Origin of the sequence: Bacillus sp. B1-WWTP-T-0.5-Post-4 (genome assembly GCF_009183795.1) — a bacterium.
In the GTDB taxonomy this organism is placed as follows: Bacteria; Bacillota; Bacilli; order Bacillales; family Bacillaceae_G; genus Bacillus_A; species Bacillus_A cereus.
Genome location: NZ_WEIJ01000003.1, coordinates 309,183 through 331,338 on the forward strand (window position 1 = coordinate 309,183; position 22,156 = coordinate 331,338).

Consider the following 22,156-nt stretch of genomic DNA (forward strand, 5'->3'; position numbering starts at 1 on the left):
AAGTGATGTGATATCAATCACAATAATATATAAAGATTTGTGACAGTTCATATTGTTGACATAATACTTTTATTGACATCCAAAAAATATACATTAGTGTGCACACATCTTTCGATACTTTTAAATAGCTAAATAATTAATTTGGAGAAATATATACAACGAAAAAATTTTTTTGAATCCCTTATACAAATAATTGCAATTCATCTCATATGAAAATAGCGTATTTTTTATTTTAAGGAACTATCATTTTTTTATTAAAGCCTTCATTGTAAACCTCTTTATTTACAATACATTTACATTATCTTAACATTACTTACATTATTTATATGATATATTTATATAGAAGCTACTTAAGAAATTTCATATACATTTTATCTTTATGATCTCTTATCCAATCAATAAAAAGATCATGTTATATTTTTATAACAGGGGTGAATTACGATGACTGAAACTTTAAAAACACTTATAATGCTTGATGCTACTTACGTTGTTATTGCAATTATGACAGTACTAGTATTTGTATACTTGGAATTAAAATCTCAGTAATATATGCTGACGTAATCGACAGATTCAGCATTTAAATATAGTTAGAAGAAAGAGAGGAGAAAATTATTTCTCCTCTCTTTTGTATTTCTACAATTTCTTATTTTAATAAATCCAATGTATGTAAAAGTAATCCCTTGCCTCCTACTTCTCCATGACCAGGTACTACCGAATTTATATTTCCATATCGCTTCAGCACATTCTCAATCGATGTAGACCATTCATTTACATACGCATCCGCAACATTTCCTAAATCTTTAGCTTCCGCAGATTTTACTAAACAGCCTCCAGCTAAAATTTGATATTGTGGCAACCAAACAACAATATTATCTTCTGTATGTCCTTTCCCTGGATAGAACGTTTCTACTTTTGTATTGCCAAACTTCAAATTCGTAACTGTTTGTAAATCTCCAAGTGGCTCTTCATATCCACTTTTCTTTGCTAGTTCTGCGGTTAATGCTGTACTATGCGCTTTAATTCCTCTTTCTTTCAACGTTTTTATTCCGCCAATTCGATCGGCGTGCGCATGTGTAATAATGACATCCGTTACGCGCTTCTGAAATTTCTTTTCTACCATTTCTATTAGTTCCTTCGTTAATTTGTCATCCCAAGAAGAATCAACAAGCACTAGTCCTTTAGCAGTATTAAGAACTAGACCGTTCGAAGGAACTGCTTCTCCATTAAAATAACCTAACTCCGTATGAACCCATACATTCTTGTTTAACTGAGATATTGAAATGGCTCCCGTCTCATTTTTTATTACTGTTTTCTCTACCTTTTGTGATGCTTGTACAGAAGAAATTGTGCTAACAAATTGAATTGTTCCTAGTAAACCTACACATAATCCTACTTTTAACAACGTATTCTTTTTCATGTCATCAACCCTTTCTTTCAAGCTAAATAGTTATTACCTATATTAGACAATTTATCTCAAATGTTTGTTCCATATAATTGGACACTTTATAATCGCGGCTTATGTAAATGCACGCATGGTGCAGTGAAAAAGATCACCCAAATGGATGATCTTTTTTATAATTTATCAACATATTGCTTCGCTTCTAGTAAGGAAAAACCAAAAGCTTCTCTTACTCTCTTAACTGCTGTAACTTTTTTTCCTTCTTCTACAAGCTGGCGTAGTTCTTTATTAATTTCAGGTTCTCTTTCTACAATTCCCATTTCTTTCGTAATTAATTGTAATCTATCTTCAATTCTCTTTAAACGCGCATCATTTTTCTTTTCAATTGTAGCTAATTTTTCAGCGATATAAATGAAACCAAAGGCTAATATCAGTATAACCATCCAGAATTCCATAAATGTTCCCCTTTACTAACTTTCATTTGTTTTATTTCACTAACTTATGTAAATTTTACCACATGAAACATTTACTGTATAATGCCACTATATCAAACTGTTAATAAAACCTATTATTTTAGGGGGACACTTTATGAAAAGATTTTTAAATACGTTACTTCAATTTGTAGTTCTTTCAATCTTGCTACATTTATTATTTGATATAGTTGGTTGGCTTGTTTTCAATGCACCAATTAAAAACAAACAAATCATTATTTCTTTAATAACAATCTCATCGGTTATGTACATGTACCGAGACAAATCTTTTCAAAAGTTCACTTCAAACTAACAAAAAAAGAAAACGCTTCATTGGTGAATGAAGAAGTGTTTTCTTTTTTTTACTACTGTATAATAAAAATAATATTCTGTCTTTAAAGAAAGGAGTCACCATGAACTTAAAAAGTAGCAATATATACGAGAAAATGAATCAATATTCCGTTGCAAGTTTAAGCCTCGCTATTATACATAATGGCAAACTAGATGAAGCGACTGCCTTTGGAACACTTGAAGCTGGAACAACTAGAGCTGTTACTACAAATTCTCTCTTTAATTCTTGTTCTATCAGCAAATTCATCACTACAATGCTCGTACTAACATTATCAGAGCATGGTATCGTGCATTTAGATGAAGACGTAAATGATAAACTCACATCTTGGAACATTCCTACTAATCTATTTACTTCACAAAAAAGCATCACTTTGAGAAACTTATTAAGCCATCAATCTGGACTCATTGATCCACCTAATAGTTTTGAACATTATACACCTGCAAAAGGATTACCTAATATGTCTGAGCTCCTTTCTGGTAAAACACTATATTGTCCCGTACCTATAGAGGTAACTTATAAACCAGAAAGTGGATTTCACTACTCAGACGCAAGCTTTTGTATAACCGAACTACTACTTGAAGATATTACAGGAAGATTATTTAGTCAGTTATTAGAAGAACACATCTTCCAGCCACTACAAATGAAAAACAGTACACTTTTCTCTCCACAAGACATAGATAAAACCGACGTTTTTGCTTGCGGACATAATAAAGATAGAACTGTAACAAATGAGAAGTATCCATTTTATCCATTTGCAGCTGCTTCAGGTATTTGGACAACACCAACTGACTTATCAGCTTTAGTTATTGAAATCATTCATTCCTTACAAGGAAAGGGCAAACTAAAACTTTCTCAAAAATTAGTAATAGACATGATTTCTTCTCAAGGTTGCTCAAAATGGACTGGATTAGGTGTTTTTCTAGATGATTCAAATGAAGACTTACAAATATATTCACTTGGATGGGGCGTTGGATTTCAATGTATGATGGTTTGTTATCCATACTGCGGGAATGGTGCTGTTATTATGACTAATTCCGATTTAGGTGTTCATCAAATGGAAGGGATCATTGGTGAGGTTGTAAAAACGTTATCCTTATAATGAAAATAAAGAAGCTGTTCCTTCCAGCTTCTTTATTTATATAACATTTTTCGCAACAATTTTTATATGTTCTGGTGCGATAATCTCCGTTATACTTTCTTGGAAATCTTCCCGCAACATTTCTTCCAAATGTTCTAACTGCACTTCAACATGTGTGCATTCTAAATTATGTATATTTAATAGTGCATAATGATCTTTTTTCTTAATTACTAAATATTGATTTTCCTCTGTCACAAGCACAGAACCTAATCGTACTCCTAGTAAGCGTTGATCATCAAACTTCATAATTACTTCTCCTTCCCTCATATAAACAAAACTAAAATGAAAATAATTACATTTATGGAAAAACACGATTATTTAGACTATATCATAATTTACTAAAATAGAAATATCTTTTTCTGTTTTAATAAAAATCCCTATTTTTTCATATATTTCGATACAAAAAACTTTCTCAACATGAAATTTGAATTTTCAGTTTTTAATTCTATGAAAATCTATTATAATAAAGTTAATAAATGTTTGACCTCTCCTAATTCATGTACATATGGATGATCAGTAGTTATCGCTACTGATCTATTTTTTTGATTTCAGAAAGTACATACGCTGCATCCTTTCCTACACCACAAATAAGTGCGGAACCCCTTTGAGATTGCCACGGTAATCCGATATAATACAATCCTTTTACTGGACTGATTCCCTTTATATGATTAGGAAATCCTTTCTCATTCACTGCCTGTTTAATTTCAATCCAATTATAATTTTGAACAAAACCAGTTGACCATATAATGCTTTCTGCACTATAAGTATCACCATTCTGAAACATAATGTTATTTCCTGATGCACTTACTACTTTTTCTTGCAGTTTGATTGCTCCATTACGAATAAGTTTCTTACCTTCAAAACCGAAAATAGGGTCCTTTCTCTTCTGAAACCATCTTCCCCTCTTTGTATTTATTTCAGCGTACAATAAACCCACTTTTTCTAGCAGATTAAAAATACTTTTTCCAAAAAGTTGTAACGGTAAAAACGTTAAAGGATGACTAATAGACAACATAACTTCATGCGTTTTTGCAAGTTCTACTGCTATTTGCATTCCTGAATTTCCGCCACCTACTACAAGTACCTTTCCCTGTGGAATTTGCGATGATGATCTATATTGTGATGAATGTATTTGAAAAATATGTGATGATAGATTTGCTGAAACTGAGGGAATAAATGGTTGCTGAAAACCACCTGATGCGATAATAACTTTTTTCGTTTGTAAAATTTCTGTAGGAGTATATAATTCAAATATTTCTTTTTCTTTCTTTATTTTTAGAACTTCCGTTTGTAATTGTACCGGTAATTGAAAATGTCTTGCATATTTTTCTAAATAAGTTGCAATTTCATCTTTATATGGAAATTCATTTTTTTCACCTATTAACGCCATACCCGGCAAGCTACTGTAAGACCTTGGGGTAAAAAGCTGCAAAGAATCATATCGATTTCTCCATGAATCACCAACTCGTTTTCCTGCCTCAAGTAATAAAAAATTATACCCTTCTTGCTTCAAGTAATATCCCATTGTTAATCCAGCTTGACCCGCCCCAATAATAATTAGATCTTTCATTCTAATCCCTCCTCTTCTTAAACGTATGAATACTTGTTCATATATTCATACGTTTCCATAATCATAACATTTTATTTTTATATAATTCAATATCTACTCAAAATAAAAAAGAGCAGTTCACTGCTCTATGAACTACTCTTCATTCCATTTCTACAATTTTTCCTCGTACAGTGTAATTCTATTTGAAAACGGATCAATTACAGTTAATTCAATTGTACCCAAAGGTGTTTTTCTATATTCGGCTTCGAATAAGCATATTCTTTACTTAATAATACAGAATGATAATCCTTTACATCATCTATTTTGATCCGAATCGCACCACCTGGTGAGGCATCACCATGATGTTCTGATAAATGTATCACAGCATCCTGTAACGAAATTTGCAAATATAATGGCATATTTTCCTCATACCGATGTTCCCAATCCAGTTTAAATCCTAAAAAACCTAAGTAAAATAGTTTTGCTTTTTCAATATCAAAAATTCTAAATATAGGTGTTATCATTTATACTCTCCTCCTATTTATAAACATCTGCTGCCAATTCTCTCAAAACATCCACGTTTACTACTTCATAGCATCCATCGTTCTTCTTTATTATCTCTTTATCACAAAAAATATTTAATGTTCGCAACAAATGCCGATAGCTCGTTCCTAACAATTCCGCTATTTCCGTTAAATTCCCACTAAACACAATTCTATTTTCATGCTGAACTGCTCGTTCCCCTGCTGCTAACATGTAACTCGCAAGTCTATTTTCAAGCGGATACAATAAATTAATTGTACTATTTTTTGAAAGTCGATTTAACTTATGTGCTAACGATCCACAAATACATCTTAAAAATTTCGCATCATGAAATAGCTGATTTCTCACTTTTCCTAATGGTAAACCAACACAATATGAATCTGCCATTACTTGTACATTTGAAGTAATCCTTTGGGAATGAATTAACTCCACATCTCCAAGTAACTGCAAACTATCATAAAAACACAGTAATACGGATTTCCCGTTACTTAATGTGTTAAACGCTTTCGCTTTTCCTTCAACAAAGAAATATAAATAATCTATCTCTTCATTTTCTCTACAAATAAACTCATTCTTTTTAAAAAATATAAGTTCCATATATGGCTTCATATCATGACTAAAAAATGAATCAATATTATTTTTCTTCATATACTCTGCTAATTTAATAGAATTACATACTTTCTTCATAGTTCCCCACCTTTACAACTCATCCCCATTGTAATCAAAATTTTCTTCTTCCACTATGACATATGTCATAACAATACACAATTTCAGCATGATACAGTCATTACAAATATGAAATACAAAGGGGATATTACATTGTATAACTTTCTTTCTGTCTTTATTGGTGTGCTCATCGCCGTTATGCTTCCACTGAATGGGATTTTATCTGAGTTAATTGGCAAGTACACAGCAAGCGTGGTCATTCACCTTGTCGGTTTAATTGCAGTTATTTTCGTTTTAATCTTAAACAAACATAAAATTCATTTCGATAAAGGTATTCCGCTTTTTTTATATAGCGCTGGAGCGATTGGAGTATTCACTGTTCTTTTTAATAATATAAGTTTCTCCGTCCTTGGTGCCTCTATTACGATCGCATTAAGTTTACTCGGCCAATCCATTGCTTCCATCATTATCGATCATTTCGGCTTATTAGGAATGAAAGTTGCAAAGTTTGAAAAGAAAAAACTAGTTGGATTAGTATTCATCTCTTCTGGGATTATTATCATGACAATATATTAATGGGGGCAAAAATATGTTATATATTACGATCGCTATTTTAGCTGGTGTTTCTATCGTCGTTGCTAGAATTATTAACGCGAATTTAGCAAAGGAAATTGGAAACTGGGAAGGCACGTTTTTCAATTATATTACTGGATTATTTTTCTCTATGTTATTTTTAATTTTCAGTTCAGATTCATTGTATATCCCTATTCATAAGTTGCAATCTATTCCTATCGCCGTATACTTAGGCGGATTAGTAGGCGTTATCGTTATTTCATTATCCAACTATATTACTCCTAAAATATCAGCCTTTTATTTAACATTACTCATCTTTATCGGACAATTATTTGCGGGGACTATTATTGATTTCTTCCTGACAAATGAACTCTCAATTGGTAAAGTTATCGGTGGCATTTTCGTATTAATTGGGCTCACTTACAATTTACTCATAGATCGCCCGATAAAAACTGTGAAGCATAACCAAGTTCAACTATAATACTTTACGCTTACCTATCATATATTAATAGAAAAGCTCTTCACACGAAGTAATAGAGAGGAGAAAATCCTATTAAAAAAATTATTTTATTGCTAGGTAGTGTATTGATTATTTGTGGAATTGTATGGTTTATAAACTCGGGAAAATCTATTCAAGATCTCTATACTGCAAATAAACCGAAAAAGAAAGCTACTATTATTTCAAGCTCGCGAGATCCAAATGAGCCTCCTGTTTTTTTAGGTAAACAGGAAATAAAAGATATACATGTCGAATCAATTAAAACAAAACAGGATATCTTTCTCACAAAAACAGATGAATTAAAAACATTTATTAACAGTATGAATACCGCAAAAAAAGGCAAATTAACATTGGATGAAGAAGGATCAGATTTAATAGATTGTGATATGTGGATTACTTTCGAGGATGGAACTTATAAAAAATATTTCATATGGATAGTTGATCATCACAGCAGCGAAGTGATGATTGCTCAGCAAGATACTCCTGATGATGTAAACCTTACGTACTATCAGTTAAACGAAGATAGTTCAAAAAAAGTTTATAATTTATTTAAAAAAATTATTTAAACGAAAAAGTCATGAGCACGCGAACTCATGACTTTTTGCACTATATATACTCAGGGAACACTCTACAACCCTTTTCCTGCTCTATATCATGACCAAAGAAAACAATTGGTTTCTCTTTCGCCACAACTCCTTTTAAACGTTTAATTGAAGATAAAGCTAATTCTGGATCAAATCCTGCGAACGGCACTTCATCTTCAAAATTCTCTTTCGTGTACGATGCATCAATCGTTAATAAAACTGAACCGGATTGCTCCGTCTCAATGAATAGCGACTGATGGCCTGGAGAATGGCCTGGCGTATACAATAATTGAACACCTGGTACCACTTCATAATCCCCTTCAATAATTTTATAGTTCAAATGCGGTAATATACATTCTTTCATATATTCTTCTCTATGAAGTGCTGCCTCATATTCCGTTCGTTGCACAATAATCGGTGTATTTGTAAAAGCACCGTTTCCTCCTGCATGATCAAAATGTAAGTGAGAACTAATAATATATAAAAGGTCGTCCGGCTCATACCCTACACGCTTTAATATATTCACGATTCTATCTTCTTCAGTCATTTCCGGTAAAATCTGTCCTTCAACAAATGTACCGTTAAAAAGCCCTTCATTATTAACTGCACTTTCTGGCATACCTGTATCTACTAAAATAGGACCTTCTTCTGTCTCCAAAAGATAACACCATACCGGCAAGTTTAATAATTTTCCCGGTGTTAACGTACTGTTAACAGACGAATGATCCAACATACAACGACCTGCTGGGATGAAATAAAGTTTCTTTACTGTCATTATGTATCCACCTTTACATTTAGTTTAGGATAAAGTAATACAGTAAAAAATTCTTCTTTTTAGAAATAAACTCCTTCTAAACTATCAGTACAGTTTACATAAAAATGAAACATTAACACCGATTAACGCTGAAAACTTAAAGAAAGTACATGCACTACTTGAAAGCGGGCACACCATTGGGAAAATCGTATTAGAGAAATTTTAATCATGATAGTGACAGATAGTATGTGAAGTTATATTAACGATTTTTCGAATATATCTATCATAACGTACAATATATCAACGATTTTTCAAATATATCTATCATAACGTACAATATATCAACGATTTTTCAAATATATCTATCATAACGTACAATATATCAACGATTTTTCAAATATATCTATCATAAATCAAATTATATCGATTTATCGACAAATAACAACAATAAGAAAAGGCTGTTCCAGATGAACAGCCTTTTCTTTATTTACTTGAAATCTCTTTATTATTTTGAACGTCTAACGGAGCTCGCTTTCCTATTCCGAAAGCATAGAAACTAATTGTAACGATAGCTAAGAAAATAATACCTACAACTAATGAAATACGAGTATCATCGTTAAACCACATTCCGATTAATACCATAATTAAAAAGGCAATTGTTAAATAGTTTGTAACAGGAGCAAATGGCATTTTGAACGGATGATCTTTCATCTCTGCTCCCTTTTCTTTTCTAAAATTAATTTGACTAATTAAAATGACAAACCATGGTACCATTCCAGGAAGTACACTCGCACTATATACATATACGAATAAGTTTTTCGGTGCGATGTAACTTAAAACAACACCAACCGCCAGACCGATAATTACGCCAACTGTACCAAATAAAGGTACACCATTTCCAGAAAGTTTCGTGAAATATTTCGGTGCTTGTCCATTTACACCTAACGTATAAAGCATACGACCAGCACTATAAATACCACTATTACAACCAGACATTGCTGCTGTAATTACAACGAAGTTAATAAGTCCAGCAGCTGCCGTAATACCAACTTTCGCAAAAGTTGCTACGAACGGACTACCAATTGTACTTAATTGATCCCACGGATACACAGTTACAATAACGAAAATAGCACCAATATAGAAAATTAAGATACGCCAAATTGTACTTTGAATCGCTCTTGTAAGTGTCTTCTTTGGATCCTTCGCTTCACCAGCAGTAATACCGATTAATTCCACACCTTGGTATGCACCAACTACAAGTGATAAAGCAAAGAAGAATCCTGAGAAACCACCTGTAAAGAAACCGCCATTTGACCAAAGATTAGATATGCCAACCGCTTCTCCGCCGTTACCAATTCCAAAGAAAATAAGTCCAAATCCCGCAATAATCATTAATAGAATCGTAACGATTTTTATCATCGCAAACCAAAATTCAAATTCACCAAATGACTTAACAGAAATTAAGTTAGCTGCGCCAAGAATAACCATTGCAATTACACCTGGTATCCAAGCTGGTAAGTCCGGGAACCAATATTGCATATATGCTCCAACCGCAATAATTTCTGACATCCCAACGATTACCCACTGGAACCAGTTACTCCACGCTGTCATATAACCAGCTAACGGGTGAATATACTTATGACCGAACGTCGCAAATGAGCCTGTACTTGGCTCCATATACAACATTTCTCCCATGGCACGCATGATGAAGAAGATGAAAATACCTGCAATTGCATAAGCAAGCATTACTGACGGACCTGTCCATTTAATTGTACTGGCTGACCCCATAAACAAACCAACACCAATCGTTCCGCCTAAAGCAATCATTTGAATATGACGTGCTTCTAAACCTCTTTTCAATTCTTTGTTTGCCACTTCACTTCCCCCTCTTAGATGATTCATAGCCGCATTTTAACACAAGATGCTTTCCCCTAATTCCTTTCGGCCCTGAAAATGATGAAGCAAACGTCATTTTACACTAGCTTTAAAGCTATCCTAAAATCGTTTTGCGCTCCTAATAAAATTCTCAAAACCTTTCATCTTCCAATATTCTATAAATCTTAAAATTACTTACCTTATATTAATTCATTAATCTGAAAAATTCAATTATTTTTTCAATAAATTATTATACATAAGTCTGATTAATTTTTAACTAAATTAACAATAAAATACATCTATTCAATATGATTCCGGCATGTATATTATTACAATATAAATAACCGAGGAGAGTATTTCTTCCTCGGTTTCATATCTCAAATACTTCAACCTTTATAGTTAATAACGTAATTCCCCACACATTCGATTTATATACCAATGAGAAATTTAATATATTAATAAACTACTAACTTCTTTACCCCAGCCAAAATATAAAAGAGTCTCATTAAAAAATGAGACTCTTTTACAATTTCATATTTAAATCGATTTCGAAGTTTGCTTACCAAAGATAAATACCCTAGTAAACACTACCATTATAACTACAATAACCAGAAAATAAAGTGGCATCACTAGTAACGAGCCTGTATGCAGCTGACTCATTCCCAAAATTGTCATCGTTACAATTACATAGTACCCTAAACTAAACAATGCACCTGCTGTACCAATGACATCTTGAAAATCTACTAACGCTAAACTTAAACAGTTAGGTAACGCTACTCCAATCCCTAATAACAATATAAACATTGCTATTAAAAATACAACCATATATATTACATTCGGATTTAATCCAATAAACGTAATAACAGATAAAAGGATAGCTCCCCCTGTCATTACGAGACAACCGATATATATAATTTTCTCTGGTTTATAAGTAGCAAGTAAACGTTTTGAAATTTTCGCTCCAACAATAGAAGCAGATGCAACAACAATTCCTAGAAATCCATACATACTAGGCGATAATTGAAAATATTCAATAAAGATAAACGGCGCTTCTGCATAATAGCTAAATAAAACACCATTTGCTCCTCCAATTAACAGCCCATATGTTACCACTTTCGGATTTGTAATTAACCTCTTCGAGACTGAAAATACATTTATTTTATTCGTTACTGAGACCGTTTTTGTTTCAGGGAGAGAAACAAACGTATACAGAAAAATACCGATACTCATAACTACTAAACTTAAAAATACTATTTTAAATCCAAACATTTGATCAAGAAAGCCACCAATTAACGGTCCTATCGCTGGTGTAAAAGCAATGACTGCCGAGATTTGAGCAAACATAACATGCCGCTTATGCCCTTCTACACTTTCCCGAAGAATCGTTTGTGTAACCACGGATCCTGCACTTGCTCCAAACGCTTGAATAAAACGACTTATCAATAAAACTTCAATGGAACTTGCAATATAGCATAAGAAACTCCCAGCGCCATATACGACAATTCCAAGTAACATCGCCCGGCGACGACCAATTATATCTGATAACCACCCAATAAAAAATACACCTAACGCAAAACCAGCAAAATACACACTAAGTGTTAACTGCACCTCATTATTACTTACATGTAACGCCTTTGAAATGTCTGGTAAAGACGGTGTGTAAATCGTTTCACTAATTTGCGGAAATGCGACAAGAACAATCATTAACAAAAGTGATGGTACTGAGACTTTTTTCATTTTTCATACCCTCCTATAACTTTGAAAATCTCAGAAATAAAAAGACTTTCCTTAGCTACGGAACAGGAGGGGCCATGATAGAAATCCGTTCATAAAACAACAAAGAAAACACCTCAATTACGTATGTTAATACTTATAGGAGGGTAATATTAACATCGATTTTTAAATATACTTTTTCAATTATATTACATTCTGCGTTTCTTTTACTAGTGCTCGGCCTTGGAGAATTGTTAAAAAGATAACTTGATGCATTCACCTTTTTATGGAATAATTAGAAATAGTTTGAATTAGTAAGTTTAATTATTAAACGATAGACTAGCATATTTTAATGTCACAAGCTTACAAACTGGAGGCCTTTCGTAATGATTGAAATTTTAAGGACAGTAGTAAACTTTCTACTTTCTCTATTCTCAGGAGAATTACCATTTGTATATTATGTATGGATTATTACCCTATTCCTAATTCAAATAACCCAATCTACTCTAAACTATAAACTCTTTAACAAGAAAGGCAATTTCAGCACTTATATATCGGAAGGATTACTTGCTTTTATTATTTTATTGTTTGGAGGAATATTAGTATCTAAGTTACTTGCTTACATAATAGACGATCCTACTATTAGTATGACGAATTTAACACATTATTTTGTTTCTCTTATCATATTAACTATATTTGTCGTAATAACCTGTGTTAAAGACTTTATAGAGACATCTATAAAGAATAAAAATATATCTCTTTTGAGCTTTTTAGTAATTTCCTTAATAACAAGCATACTTTCATTCAAGTTTTTATCACCCTTAATTGAAGGTTCTTTTTCTCTTTCTAAATCTTTTATAACTACTTTAATCATTCTTGTAACTATATCAATCCCTCTATTAATTTCCTTAGAGGATAAGTATGCAGATGAAAAGGAAACGGAAAATTTATAGCTTCTCATTTACATAAAAGAAAGAGGGAGCTCCCCTCTTTCTTTTAAATCATCCCTTTTAATATCAATCCTAAAACTGACATTATTATCGCACTAATAATAATTCGCAAAATCCAAGTAGTGTTTGTACTTATTTTTTCTAATTGCTTATTGATTGTTGCTATGTCTTTCTCATTAATAGTAGTACGCGTTTCTAAATTTCGAATGTCTCTCATAATTTCTTTTTGCTCCGCCTTGAGACTGTCAATTTTAGCGTAAACATCTTCCATATATTCACACCCTCTGTTCATCTTAATAGAAAAATCTATATATATTATGAGACAACCCTCTTACCTGTGAATACATTGCGTATATCCGCGTACCAAATTATTTGTACAATCTAATTGAATTATTCACATGTTTCCTATCTTCTATATAAATCAGCGTTAAGATAAATTAAAAAAAGAATCCCTTGTTTATTTAACAACAAACAAGGTGCAATCCAACATTCTGAAGCACCTACGATAATTTCTATTGTTTTCATATTTACAACTCAATATAATCAGTATGATTTTCTGAAGAAGTCACTTTTTGAAGTGCTTAAAGTATACTAATATGAATACGAAATAGCTGTATTGATAAACTCTCTAGAACAATAAATATACTGGCTGAAACGGATCTATATCCAATATTTTTTCCAGTAACATGAATGGTTATTTCTGATAAATACGTTTGTATATCATTGTTTTCAAAAATTTCATCCTCAACCTTTACAATATCTGCTTCACAATCTACTTCTTTAAAAGTTTTCAATAATTTTGTTTCCAATAAACTACAATCAAAATTCTCATCTTTTATTACGGCAAATTTAACCTTCATATCGATTTCCCCATTTTTAACAAACTAAAATCATTAAATCAATATAAATATATATTATTCTATTAAATAATTCAAAATATACGCTTCTCATATACATTATTTCCTTTCACTCATACTTTTATCATTGAGTTTTTATTCACAAATTCGTAACACATATATATGAGTTATTATGCTAAAATTAGTTTATTCACAAGAAGAAGTTATTCTTAATAAATCAATCATTTTTAATACCCTGTTTAAAGCCTTGCCCCCCTGCAAGGCTTTTTCCTATTTAACTAGAGTAGTAGTTTTCGTTATGCATCTCTCCCCTTTGTTCCTTACCCTACAAATAATACTGAATGTTTATTTTACTTTTTCAACATCCTTACTCGCTCTGTTCGAGAGCTCTTTACCAAATATTCAATCTAATGATAAAATTGACCAAATTAATATTTTCGTCCATAACTGTATCAAAAAGTACACTAAAGAAAAAATAGCACTCTCACGATTAAGTAAACGCGAGCTTTTTCTTCTATCTACTTACTATTTAAGGTTAATAGTTTAGTAACAAGATTTAAAAATTCGACTTAAATTCATTGATGAATGGAGAGGTTTATATGAAATTAAAAGACAAAGTGGCAATCATAACTGGTGGTGCAAGTGGAATTGGCGAATCTACTGTTCGTCTTTTTATCGAAGAAGGTGCAAAAGTAGTTATTGCTGACTTTTCTGAACGTGGAAAAGAACTATCAGATGAATTGAATGCACATGGATATAATACGTTATTTATTAAAACCGATGTAACAAAAGAGACAGATATTAAACAGCTAATTCATGAGACAGTAAGTACATACGGTAAATTAGATATTATGTATGCCAATGCCGGCGTTGCTGATGATGCACCGGCAAACGAATTATCCTATGAAAAATGGAAAAGAACTATTGATATTAATTTGTCTGGGGTATTCCTTTCTGATAAATATTCGATTGAACAATTTCTTAAACAAGGTACAGGTGGTGTCATCGTTAACGCTGGTTCGATTCATAGTTTTGTTTCATTACCTACCCCAACAGCATACTCCTCTGCAAAAGGTGGTGTGAAACTATTAACTCAAAATTTATGTACTGCCTACGCTAAATATGGAATACGTATTAATGCGGTGTGCCCTGGTTATATTGACACCCCTTTACTGGGTAGTGTTAATCCTCAACAGAAAGAATATTTAGCTTCACTTCATCCGCAAGGCAGACTTGGAACACCAGAAGAAGTCGCTAAAGCTGTCTTATTTTTAGCAAGTGATGATGCTAGTTTTGTTAACGGTACAACACTTCTTGTTGATGGAGGCTATACTGCACGTTAATTTAAAAATTTTGAAGCACCCTAAAAAATGTATAGTCTTCAAAAAGAAAAAGCGCCATCACAAGTGACGGCGCTTTTTCTATGTAAGAGCAACTAGAAGGTATCCTTCTAGCCTACTCCCATTTATAAGTCCAAAACTGTTCAAGTTGCAGCCATTTTAATGTTGCTGCATCTTTGTTTTTTATTTTTGCATGCGTGTCTTCAAGCATTGCTTCTGTTTGTGAACGGTGCGCACCTAATGCAGTTAATTTATGATCAAATACTTCACTAATGTTATTTACAACATCCGGTTCTCCTAATACTGCTTCACGATTTTTCGTAATCGCAACAGCATGAATAACTGGGCGCTCTTCTTTTGGCATACGTGATACAGCGCGAACGACAGCGCGGCCAAATGCATTATGATCTGGATGTACACCGTGCTCTGGATAAAATGTAATAATTCGAGATGGATTTACTTCTTGAATGATTGCTTCAATTTTGTCAGCAACGAAATCAACATCTTCAAATTCTAACGTTTTATCATGGAAGCCAAGCATTCTTAAATCTTTAATACCCATCGCTTCACAAGCATCTTTCAATTCTTTCTTACGGATATGTGGAATCGTTTCACGGTTAGCGAATACGTTCTTACCCATGTTACGTCCCATTTGTCCTAGAGTACCACATGCATACGTTACAGGTACTCCTTGATCTGTTAATAAGCGAATTGTTCCTCCCGCAGCATATGCTTCATCATCTGGATGCGGAAATACAACAAGTACATGTCTCTCCATAAGTTTCCCTCCTTCTTACTTAAATGGTGTTAAGCTTAACTCAAGTGCAACTGCTAGACGACCTAAATTATCATGTCCAGCTAATAATAAACGCTCTTGATCGTCTACTTCCCAGTGCGTAATACCTTCAGCATATACCCAACCGTGATCCATTTTCAGACCAACTCGGTATGGATTTGTTCCAGTTATCTTCCCGCGTTCAAAACGGATAATCGCATTTCGAATGAAAGCACCAACTGTCATCATCTTTTCATTTATGTGTGATGCATACGCTCCGTTTGTCGTTTCTAAATGAATATATACATCTTTATTTACAAAACGTTCAATTTCATTTTGAATAAGAGAACTATCTTTTACTATTTCCATCGGAATTCACCTCTTTAAACCATTTTACGCAAAAATAATGTAAATTGCTATCTCTATATTAGAGGACAACGCTCACTTTTCCTAATAATTTGCACTGTGTTTTTTATATTTTTTATATGATATGTAAAAAATACATTTTTTCCTTCACTTTGTTAAATAGTTTTCTTTCTTTTTTGAATTTGCTACAATATATTTTATCCCGTATTATTGCAGCGAGATACATTTCGACAATTGAATACATAATTTAAAGAAGGTGACATGATTGGAACAGTCAGCACATGAAGTAGCAAATTGGCAATATTATTTTGCAATTGCCGTATTTTTAATCACGTACGGATTTATTATTTCTGAGAAATTGAATCGTGCTGTAATCGCACTATTCGGTGCTGCTATTATGATTATTTTTGGAGTTGTAGATTTACATACTGCTTTCACATCACATATTCAATGGGAAACGATTACCCTTTTAATTGGGATGATGATTCTCGTACATATTACGAGTCAATCAGGCGTCTTTGAATTTGTGGCCATTAAAGCGGCAAAAGCAGCTGGCGGAAAACCGATTCGCATTTTATTATTACTATCCCTATTAACTGCCGTCGGATCAGCATTTTTGGACAATGTAACGACTGTTTTATTAATCGTTCCTGTTACATTATCCATTACACGTATTTTAAAAGTAAATCCTGTGCCTTATTTGATTTCAGAAGTGCTGTTTTCAAATATAGGCGGAACAGCAACATTAATCGGTGATCCACCTAATATTATGATTGGATCAGCAAACAAGCATTTAGACTTTAACGCCTTTTTAATTAACTTAGCTCCAATCGTAATTATTATTTCTATCGTGACACTTGGCATTATTTACTTCATGTATCGTAACAAACTAAAAACAACACCTGAACAAATCGAAAAACTAATGGCATTAAACGAAAAAGATTATATTAAAGATCAAAGCCTCCTTTTAAAATCTATTTCGATTTTAGGACTCACTATTTTAGGCTTCGTACTTCATTCGATTATTCATGTAGACGCTGCTGTTATCGCGATGACAGGCGCTACACTTCTTATGTTAATCGGCGTGAAAGAACATGATATTGAAGATGTATTTGCCCACGTTGAATGGGTTACCATTTTCTTCTTCGCCGGATTATTTGTTCTCGTTGGCGGGTTAATTGATATCGGACTTATCTCTTCACTTGCAAGAGAAGTAATCGACGTAACAAACGGTAACATCGGATTCGCAGCTATACTTATTTTATGGGTATCTGGCATCGCATCTGCGACAATCGACAACATCCCATTTGTCGCAACGATGATTCCTCTTATTCAAGACTTAGCTACAGGACTCGGACTATCTGTCGATTCTCCGCAAATCGAAGTACTCTGGTGGGCGTTATCCCTTGGAGCTTGCTTAGGAGGAAATGGAACACTAATCGGAGCATCTGCAAACGTAGTCGTTGCTGGTATTGCAAAACGTGAAGGACATGGATTCTCTTATATGGACTTCTTAAAAATTGGTTTACCATTAACTATTGTTGCACTTTTGTTATCACATGCCTATATATATTTACGTTATTTAATGTAAAAGTTGTATTGCATGAAATTATATCGTCAAATACAAAAAGGTTTGCAGCATCATGCTGCAAACCTTTTTTCATCACCAAAATATACCGATAATTGCTAAACCACCTAAAATCATACCACCAATTTGTCCGACAATTGTTGGTGATAATTGAACACCTTTTCTCACTTCAACAACTGGTCTTTCGTGCCTTAGTTGCTGCACTTCACTTTGAAGTTGGTGCACACTTCCGTGTAACTCTTTAATAAGTTCTTTTAATTCGGCGACCTCTTCATTTACTGGTTTTTCCTTTTCTAAATTCATTTTGCATGACTCCTTATAAATTCAATCAACACACTGTAAATTTTCGCCAATTACCATTATATCTCCTGCATACTACATATATAATTTCGAATGTACTTTCTAACCTTGCCGCTCTATCCATTCATCCCGCAATATCCCCATAATCATACGGTCAAAACACTTCCCATCTCTTTGAACCGCTTCTCTCATACAGCCTTCCATTTCAAAACCCATCTTTTTATACAATGCAATGGCAGGTTTATTATACGAAATAACATCGAGACCGATGCGGTGTAAATTCAATTCATAAAAAGCATACTTTAGAATAAGATGTATTGCTTCTTTCCCATATCCTTTTCCTCTATCATTCGCATCTCCTATACCAATGGCTAATAAACCTGTTCTGTTATTCCACTCTATACTATGAATCGCCACAAAACCAATTAAGCGAGCTTCTTGAACTGTCCTTACCATGAAAGAAACACTATTCGATCTCCGTCCTTTTAATAACCCATCACTTGCTATTTCATTTAAAGATTGCGGGAATGCTACATCTGTATCAACATTTCTTAAATACTCACTATCTTCTTGCCACATAGCCATTACTTCAGCATCTGTTTCTCTCATAGCTGATAATTTAATCGTTTTATTTCGAAAAAGATTCATTGTCATTTCAAACTCCCCCTTTTAAATAACAGGGATACTTATTTTAGCCTATTTATCCCCTTGTTCCATAAACTGTTTCATAAACGGGATACTTACAATAAGCACTGACATTGGCACATCTCCTCCATATTGAATTAACTTCATTGTATAATTTTTTATTTATTCTAACAATAATAGAAAGGCCCTCCAAATTTAGAGGGCCTTTCCTAATAGCAAAACTATATTATTTCGTAAACATTTTCTCCGCTTCATCCATTGCCATTTTGTTTCCTAAAGCAGAATAGTCAAGCCATGGTTGATCATTGATAATGTATACATGCTTGCCTTTAACTGCTTTTAAGTCTTTCCAAATTGGCGTTTCTTGAAGTTGTTTAAATGCTGCTTTTGCTTTATCATCTCTATTTACAACAACGAAAATCGCATCTGCATCAAAGTCAGGTAATACTTCTTGTGAAATGACTTCGAAAGGACGGTTTCCATCAATTTTCTCTACACCATTTGCAGGCTGTAACTCTAAGTCTTGGAATAAAATTGGTCCCATCGGTCTTTTCGTACTAAATACACGCAATTCTTTTGCAGTAACGCGAATTGCCATTACTTTTTCGTTATTACCTAGCTCTTTATCTATTAAACCTTTTACTCGTTTTGATTGCTCTTCGTAATCTTTAATATATTTATCTGCTTCTTTCTCACGGTTTACAAGTTTACCAACTTGTTTTAAATGCTCTCTCCACGTACCTTCATCTAAATTGAAAGAATGTGTTTTTGCAATTTTTTCGTATTTCGCTACATCTTTACCAGCATATTTTTCATCAACATAAATGTCAGTTGGCTTTAATTGAAGTAACGCTTCCATATTCGGATCTGTTACAACACCAAGCTTCTTCGTATCTTTCAACTTCTCTTTAGCGTGCGGTAAGAAATCTTTTAAATCTCCACCAATAACAGAACCTACTGGTGTAATTCCTAATGCAAGTAAATCATTCGTTAAATGAATAGACATGGAAGCAATTTTTGGGTCATTACTTTTTTCCGTTTTTTTCGTTGCTTCTTCATTAGCTTTCGTTTGACCACATGCTGCTAATACTAAAATACACATCATGCTAAATAAAATAGTAAGTTTCTTTTTCATATGTTCTCCTCTTTGAAGTATTTATTTTGTTTTTGTAAGTAAATAAAGAAAATACGGTGCTCCTAAAGCTGCCACTACTACACCAGCTGGAATAGAGTTTGGCTCAAATATAGAACGACCTATCGTATCTGCTAGCACTAAAATAATCATTCCGATAATGCCAGCTAAAGGAAGAAAGTGTTGATATGTAGTACCTACTAACTTCCTTGCGATATGCGGAGCAACTAAACCGATAAAACCAATCCCTCCTGCCATCGATACACTTGCGCAAGATAATCCAACTGCTGTAGCTAATAGTAATAACCGTTCTTTTTGAACAGAAACACCAAGTCCTGCCGCTACACTATCACCTAGTGACAATGCATTTAACGTTTTAGATTTTAGCCACGCATAAGGGGTTAGTATGAAAATCCAAGGTAATAATGCAAAGACATGAATCCAATCCCTTCCCCACACGTTACCAACTAGCCATCTAGAAGCGAATGTATACGTCTCATCATTTAACTTGAGAGAGAAAAATAACGAAATTGCACTAAAGCCAGCTGAAACTGCAATACCAACGAGAATAAGTCTAATGGGAAGTAAACCTTTCGACCGATCACTCGCAAGTAAAATAATAAGAAATGCAGCTAATACTCCTCCGCCAAATGTAAATAACGGTATTAAAATGGATGCACTCTCATTAATAGAATGAAAGAGAGTAACAAATACGATAAGACCGAAAGATGCACCTGAATGCAACCCTAAAATACCAGGATCTGCAAGTGTATTACGTGATAACCCTTGCAAAATCGCACCGGAAATACCAAGACCAATACCGGCTAACATCGTGACTATTATTCTTGGCATACGATAATCATATAGCACGGTTGCACTCTCAAAATTACCATAACCCAAAAGTGTTTCAATTACTCTAAGTGGCGCTATACTCAGTGTCCCTGTATTTAAACTAATTAAAATTACAGCGATACTTATACATCCGAAGATTGTAGTTACAGTAATAGCTCTCTTTTTATCCGTGTTAAAAAGATCCTTCACTTATAACTCCCTCCCAACTTTACGTGCTATATAGAGGAAGAACGGAACTCCAACAAGAGCTACCATAATCCCTATCGCAAGTTCCTTAGGAGGATTTACTGTTCTTGCCCCTAAATCAGCTACAACTAATAACATAGCTCCTAATAATGCTGACATAGGAATAATGAGTCTATAATTAACACCAACTAATTTTCTAGCAATGTGCGGGATAACTAGTCCTACAAATCCAATAGAACCAACAGCTGAAACAGAAACACCTGCCAGAATAACTACTATAATCATCCCTAGTATTCTCGTTCGGTTCGTTTTCACTCCTAAATTTGTAGCAACATCATCTCCCATTGATATGAGTGAAATAGATCTCCCTAGCATTGTCGCGAAAATAATCGTTATAAGAATAATAGGGACTAAAAATTTCAAGTGTTCCCACTTAACCCCTGCAACACCACCAGCATACCAAAACGCTAAATCTTGGCTTAAATCATAATAAATCGCAACACCTGAACTTAATGAATGTAAAAGCGCTGCCATAACCGCTCCAGCAATCGTTAACCTCATTGGTGTTAACCCGCCTGATGTTGCTGATCCAATAACAAAAATAAGTACTGTACTTAAGACAGCTCCAATAAAGGAAACAATCATTAAATAGGCATACGGCATATGTGGGAAAAAAGCAAAACTAAGTGCTACTACAAACATCGCACCTGCATTTATTCCAAGTACACCTGCATCAGCTAAAGGATTTCGTGTTACACCTTGCATAACAGCACCAGCAACCGCAAAAGCTGCCCCTACAACTGCTGCACCAATTACTCTCGGGAGCCTTAATTCATAAATAATTTGGTGCTGCGTTAATTTCGGATTATAGTCAAAAACCGCTGTCCATACGGTTTGCAAATGGATATCCTTTGCACCAAATGCAACAGCTAAAAATATAGAGCCGATTAAACATAAAATTGTTAAGCTCATGAAACATATGAACTTAATATGTAGCCAGCGATTATTGCCAGCATATACAGCAGGCTTATGTAACATGTTTCATTTCAT

Annotated in this window: 25 protein-coding genes and 1 pseudogene; 8 read left to right on the forward strand and 18 right to left on the reverse strand. The window is 33.5% G+C overall.

From position 1 onward, the window contains the following. Positions 1-643: 643 nt before the first annotated feature. Together bla2 and GBN91_RS12320 are read right to left on the reverse strand one after the other, a co-directional pair. Positions 644-1,417 (reverse strand): BcII family subclass B1 metallo-beta-lactamase, encoded by a 774-nt coding sequence (gene bla2, locus GBN91_RS12315; RefSeq protein WP_046392920.1) that lies wholly within the window; start codon positions 1,415-1,417, stop codon positions 644-646. 155 nt (positions 1,418-1,572) lie between these two features. Then, entirely contained in the window at positions 1,573-1,854 is a 282-nt protein-coding gene (locus GBN91_RS12320; RefSeq protein ID WP_006929472.1) for a hypothetical protein, read from the reverse strand. Positions 1,855-1,987: 133 nt separating this feature from the next. Here GBN91_RS12320 and GBN91_RS12325 point away from each other — a divergent pair, with 133 nt between their 5' ends. Both GBN91_RS12325 and GBN91_RS12330 read left to right on the forward strand, forming a co-directional pair. Next, positions 1,988-2,182 carry a hypothetical protein gene (locus GBN91_RS12325; protein WP_000819654.1) on the forward strand — a complete coding sequence of 65 codons (195 nt, stop codon included), beginning with the start codon at positions 1,988-1,990 and terminating at the stop codon, positions 2,180-2,182. A 100-nt stretch (positions 2,183-2,282) separates the two neighbouring features. Next, positions 2,283-3,320: a serine hydrolase domain-containing protein gene (locus GBN91_RS12330; RefSeq protein WP_152121566.1), complete on the forward strand. Its 1,038-nt coding sequence runs from the start codon at positions 2,283-2,285 to the stop codon at positions 3,318-3,320. Between the two features lie 36 nt (positions 3,321-3,356). Here GBN91_RS12330 and GBN91_RS12335 read toward each other — a convergent pair whose 3' ends face one another. The 4 genes and pseudogenes from GBN91_RS12335 to yeiL form a co-directional block, all read right to left on the reverse strand. Continuing rightward, positions 3,357-3,605: a hypothetical protein gene (locus GBN91_RS12335; RefSeq protein WP_000666948.1), complete on the reverse strand. Its 249-nt coding sequence runs from the start codon at positions 3,603-3,605 to the stop codon at positions 3,357-3,359. Between the two features lie 280 nt (positions 3,606-3,885). Beyond that, a complete protein-coding gene (locus GBN91_RS12340; protein WP_000653872.1) occupies positions 3,886-4,929 on the reverse strand; it encodes a flavin-containing monooxygenase in 1,044 nt (347 codons plus the stop codon). Between the two features lie 150 nt (positions 4,930-5,079). Beyond that, positions 5,080-5,432, reverse strand: a pseudogene (locus tag GBN91_RS12345) (glyoxalase superfamily protein). Positions 5,433-5,445: 13 nt separating this feature from the next. Next, a complete protein-coding gene (yeiL, locus tag GBN91_RS12350) occupies positions 5,446-6,138 on the reverse strand; it encodes a transcriptional regulator YeiL (RefSeq protein WP_000754830.1) in 693 nt (230 codons plus the stop codon). A gap of 108 nt (positions 6,139-6,246) precedes the next feature. Here yeiL and GBN91_RS12355 point away from each other — a divergent pair, with 108 nt between their 5' ends. The 3 genes from GBN91_RS12355 (at position 6,247) to GBN91_RS12365 (ending at position 7,755) form a co-directional block, all read left to right on the forward strand. After that, complete coding sequence (locus GBN91_RS12355) at positions 6,247-6,693, forward strand: DMT family transporter (RefSeq protein ID WP_041183997.1); 447 nt, start codon at positions 6,247-6,249, stop codon at positions 6,691-6,693. A 13-nt stretch (positions 6,694-6,706) separates the two neighbouring features. After that, entirely contained in the window at positions 6,707-7,171 is a 465-nt protein-coding gene (locus GBN91_RS12360; RefSeq protein WP_000965811.1) for a DMT family transporter, read from the forward strand. Between the two features lie 89 nt (positions 7,172-7,260). Next, positions 7,261-7,755, forward strand: a complete 495-nt coding sequence (locus GBN91_RS12365; RefSeq protein WP_000901692.1) for a YhfM domain-containing protein — start codon at positions 7,261-7,263, stop codon at positions 7,753-7,755. A gap of 40 nt (positions 7,756-7,795) precedes the next feature. Here the strand turns inward: GBN91_RS12365 and aiiA are convergent, their stop codons facing one another. The 3 genes from aiiA to GBN91_RS12385 form a co-directional block, all read right to left on the reverse strand. Beyond that, a complete protein-coding gene (gene aiiA / locus GBN91_RS12370; RefSeq protein WP_152121567.1) occupies positions 7,796-8,548 on the reverse strand; it encodes a quorum-quenching N-acyl homoserine lactonase AiiA in 753 nt (250 codons plus the stop codon). Positions 8,549-9,010: 462 nt separating this feature from the next. Next, positions 9,011-10,402 (reverse strand): amino acid permease, encoded by a 1,392-nt coding sequence (locus GBN91_RS12380; protein WP_152121568.1) that lies wholly within the window; start codon positions 10,400-10,402, stop codon positions 9,011-9,013. A gap of 537 nt (positions 10,403-10,939) precedes the next feature. After that, positions 10,940-12,139, reverse strand: a complete 1,200-nt coding sequence (locus tag GBN91_RS12385; RefSeq protein WP_000758017.1) for a multidrug effflux MFS transporter — start codon at positions 12,137-12,139, stop codon at positions 10,940-10,942. A gap of 362 nt (positions 12,140-12,501) precedes the next feature. Between GBN91_RS12385 and GBN91_RS12390 the strand changes: the two genes are divergently transcribed. Further along, positions 12,502-13,068, forward strand: a complete 567-nt coding sequence (locus GBN91_RS12390; protein WP_000570052.1) for a DUF5823 family protein — start codon at positions 12,502-12,504, stop codon at positions 13,066-13,068. A gap of 43 nt (positions 13,069-13,111) precedes the next feature. On the opposite strand, the gene GBN91_RS12395 is transcribed toward GBN91_RS12390, so the two are convergent. Further along, entirely contained in the window at positions 13,112-13,336 is a 225-nt protein-coding gene (locus GBN91_RS12395; RefSeq protein WP_000390462.1) for a hemolysin XhlA family protein, read from the reverse strand. 310 nt (positions 13,337-13,646) lie between these two features. Beyond that, the gene (locus GBN91_RS12400; RefSeq protein WP_000865005.1) at positions 13,647-13,925 is read right to left on the reverse strand and encodes a hypothetical protein; all 279 of its coding nucleotides are present in this window, start codon (positions 13,923-13,925) and stop codon (positions 13,647-13,649) included. Positions 13,926-14,521: 596 nt separating this feature from the next. Between GBN91_RS12400 and GBN91_RS12410 the strand changes: the two genes are divergently transcribed. Then, positions 14,522-15,265: an SDR family NAD(P)-dependent oxidoreductase gene (locus tag GBN91_RS12410; RefSeq protein ID WP_016123096.1), complete on the forward strand. Its 744-nt coding sequence runs from the start codon at positions 14,522-14,524 to the stop codon at positions 15,263-15,265. A 112-nt stretch (positions 15,266-15,377) separates the two neighbouring features. Here the strand turns inward: GBN91_RS12410 and bshB2 are convergent, their stop codons facing one another. Both bshB2 and GBN91_RS12420 read right to left on the reverse strand, forming a co-directional pair. Then, positions 15,378-16,040 carry a bacillithiol biosynthesis deacetylase BshB2 gene (bshB2, locus tag GBN91_RS12415; protein ID WP_000439483.1) on the reverse strand — a complete coding sequence of 221 codons (663 nt, stop codon included), beginning with the start codon at positions 16,038-16,040 and terminating at the stop codon, positions 15,378-15,380. A 15-nt stretch (positions 16,041-16,055) separates the two neighbouring features. Further along, on the reverse strand, positions 16,056-16,406 hold the full coding sequence (locus GBN91_RS12420; RefSeq protein ID WP_000407045.1) for a YojF family protein: 351 nt from the start codon (positions 16,404-16,406) through the stop codon (positions 16,056-16,058). 262 nt (positions 16,407-16,668) lie between these two features. Between GBN91_RS12420 and GBN91_RS12425 the strand changes: the two genes are divergently transcribed. Beyond that, on the forward strand, positions 16,669-17,994 hold the full coding sequence (locus GBN91_RS12425; RefSeq protein WP_152121570.1) for an ArsB/NhaD family transporter: 1,326 nt from the start codon (positions 16,669-16,671) through the stop codon (positions 17,992-17,994). Between the two features lie 72 nt (positions 17,995-18,066). Here GBN91_RS12425 and GBN91_RS12430 read toward each other — a convergent pair whose 3' ends face one another. From GBN91_RS12430 to GBN91_RS12450, 5 genes are all read right to left on the reverse strand, one after another. After that, positions 18,067-18,294: a coiled-coil domain-containing protein gene (locus GBN91_RS12430; RefSeq protein WP_017673084.1), complete on the reverse strand. Its 228-nt coding sequence runs from the start codon at positions 18,292-18,294 to the stop codon at positions 18,067-18,069. Positions 18,295-18,393: 99 nt separating this feature from the next. Continuing rightward, positions 18,394-18,945, reverse strand: coding sequence for a GNAT family N-acetyltransferase (locus GBN91_RS12435; protein ID WP_086388727.1), 552 nt, complete (start codon positions 18,943-18,945; stop codon positions 18,394-18,396). 217 nt (positions 18,946-19,162) lie between these two features. Further along, positions 19,163-20,071: an iron-hydroxamate ABC transporter substrate-binding protein gene (locus GBN91_RS12440; protein WP_086388728.1), complete on the reverse strand. Its 909-nt coding sequence runs from the start codon at positions 20,069-20,071 to the stop codon at positions 19,163-19,165. A gap of 21 nt (positions 20,072-20,092) precedes the next feature. After that, positions 20,093-21,109 carry a FecCD family ABC transporter permease gene (locus GBN91_RS12445; RefSeq protein WP_113302957.1) on the reverse strand — a complete coding sequence of 339 codons (1,017 nt, stop codon included), beginning with the start codon at positions 21,107-21,109 and terminating at the stop codon, positions 20,093-20,095. After that, complete coding sequence (locus GBN91_RS12450; protein WP_113302958.1) at positions 21,110-22,144, reverse strand: FecCD family ABC transporter permease; 1,035 nt, start codon at positions 22,142-22,144, stop codon at positions 21,110-21,112. Positions 22,145-22,156: the final 12 nt, after the last annotated feature.

Bases quoted from the DNA above. Each gene is read 5' to 3' on its own strand.
- bla2 (WP_046392920.1), bottom strand. From the start codon at position 1,417: ATGAAAAAGAATACGTTGTTAAAAGTAGGATTATGTGTAGGTTTACTA.
- GBN91_RS12320 (WP_006929472.1), bottom strand. From the start codon at position 1,854: ATGGAATTCTGGATGGTTATACTGATATTAGCCTTTGGTTTCATTTAT.
- GBN91_RS12325 (WP_000819654.1), top strand. From the start codon at position 1,988: ATGAAAAGATTTTTAAATACGTTACTTCAATTTGTAGTTCTTTCAATC.
- GBN91_RS12330 (WP_152121566.1), top strand. From the start codon at position 2,283: ATGAACTTAAAAAGTAGCAATATATACGAGAAAATGAATCAATATTCC.
- GBN91_RS12335 (WP_000666948.1), bottom strand. From the start codon at position 3,605: ATGAAGTTTGATGATCAACGCTTACTAGGAGTACGATTAGGTTCTGTG.
- GBN91_RS12340 (WP_000653872.1), bottom strand. From the start codon at position 4,929: ATGAAAGATCTAATTATTATTGGGGCGGGTCAAGCTGGATTAACAATG.
- yeiL (WP_000754830.1), bottom strand. From the start codon at position 6,138: ATGAAGAAAGTATGTAATTCTATTAAATTAGCAGAGTATATGAAGAAA.
- GBN91_RS12355 (WP_041183997.1), top strand. From the start codon at position 6,247: ATGAAATACAAAGGGGATATTACATTGTATAACTTTCTTTCTGTCTTT.
- GBN91_RS12360 (WP_000965811.1), top strand. From the start codon at position 6,707: ATGTTATATATTACGATCGCTATTTTAGCTGGTGTTTCTATCGTCGTT.
- aiiA (WP_152121567.1), bottom strand. From the start codon at position 8,548: ATGACAGTAAAGAAACTTTATTTCATCCCAGCAGGTCGTTGTATGTTG.
- GBN91_RS12385 (WP_000758017.1), bottom strand. From the start codon at position 12,139: ATGAAAAAAGTCTCAGTACCATCACTTTTGTTAATGATTGTTCTTGTC.
- GBN91_RS12390 (WP_000570052.1), top strand. From the start codon at position 12,502: ATGATTGAAATTTTAAGGACAGTAGTAAACTTTCTACTTTCTCTATTC.
- GBN91_RS12395 (WP_000390462.1), bottom strand. From the start codon at position 13,336: ATGGAAGATGTTTACGCTAAAATTGACAGTCTCAAGGCGGAGCAAAAA.
- GBN91_RS12400 (WP_000865005.1), bottom strand. From the start codon at position 13,925: ATGAAGGTTAAATTTGCCGTAATAAAAGATGAGAATTTTGATTGTAGT.
- GBN91_RS12410 (WP_016123096.1), top strand. From the start codon at position 14,522: ATGAAATTAAAAGACAAAGTGGCAATCATAACTGGTGGTGCAAGTGGA.
- bshB2 (WP_000439483.1), bottom strand. From the start codon at position 16,040: ATGGAGAGACATGTACTTGTTGTATTTCCGCATCCAGATGATGAAGCA.
- GBN91_RS12420 (WP_000407045.1), bottom strand. From the start codon at position 16,406: ATGGAAATAGTAAAAGATAGTTCTCTTATTCAAAATGAAATTGAACGT.
- GBN91_RS12430 (WP_017673084.1), bottom strand. From the start codon at position 18,294: ATGAATTTAGAAAAGGAAAAACCAGTAAATGAAGAGGTCGCCGAATTA.
- GBN91_RS12435 (WP_086388727.1), bottom strand. From the start codon at position 18,945: ATGACAATGAATCTTTTTCGAAATAAAACGATTAAATTATCAGCTATG.
- GBN91_RS12440 (WP_086388728.1), bottom strand. From the start codon at position 20,071: ATGAAAAAGAAACTTACTATTTTATTTAGCATGATGTGTATTTTAGTA.
- GBN91_RS12450 (WP_113302958.1), bottom strand. From the start codon at position 22,144: ATGTTACATAAGCCTGCTGTATATGCTGGCAATAATCGCTGGCTACAT.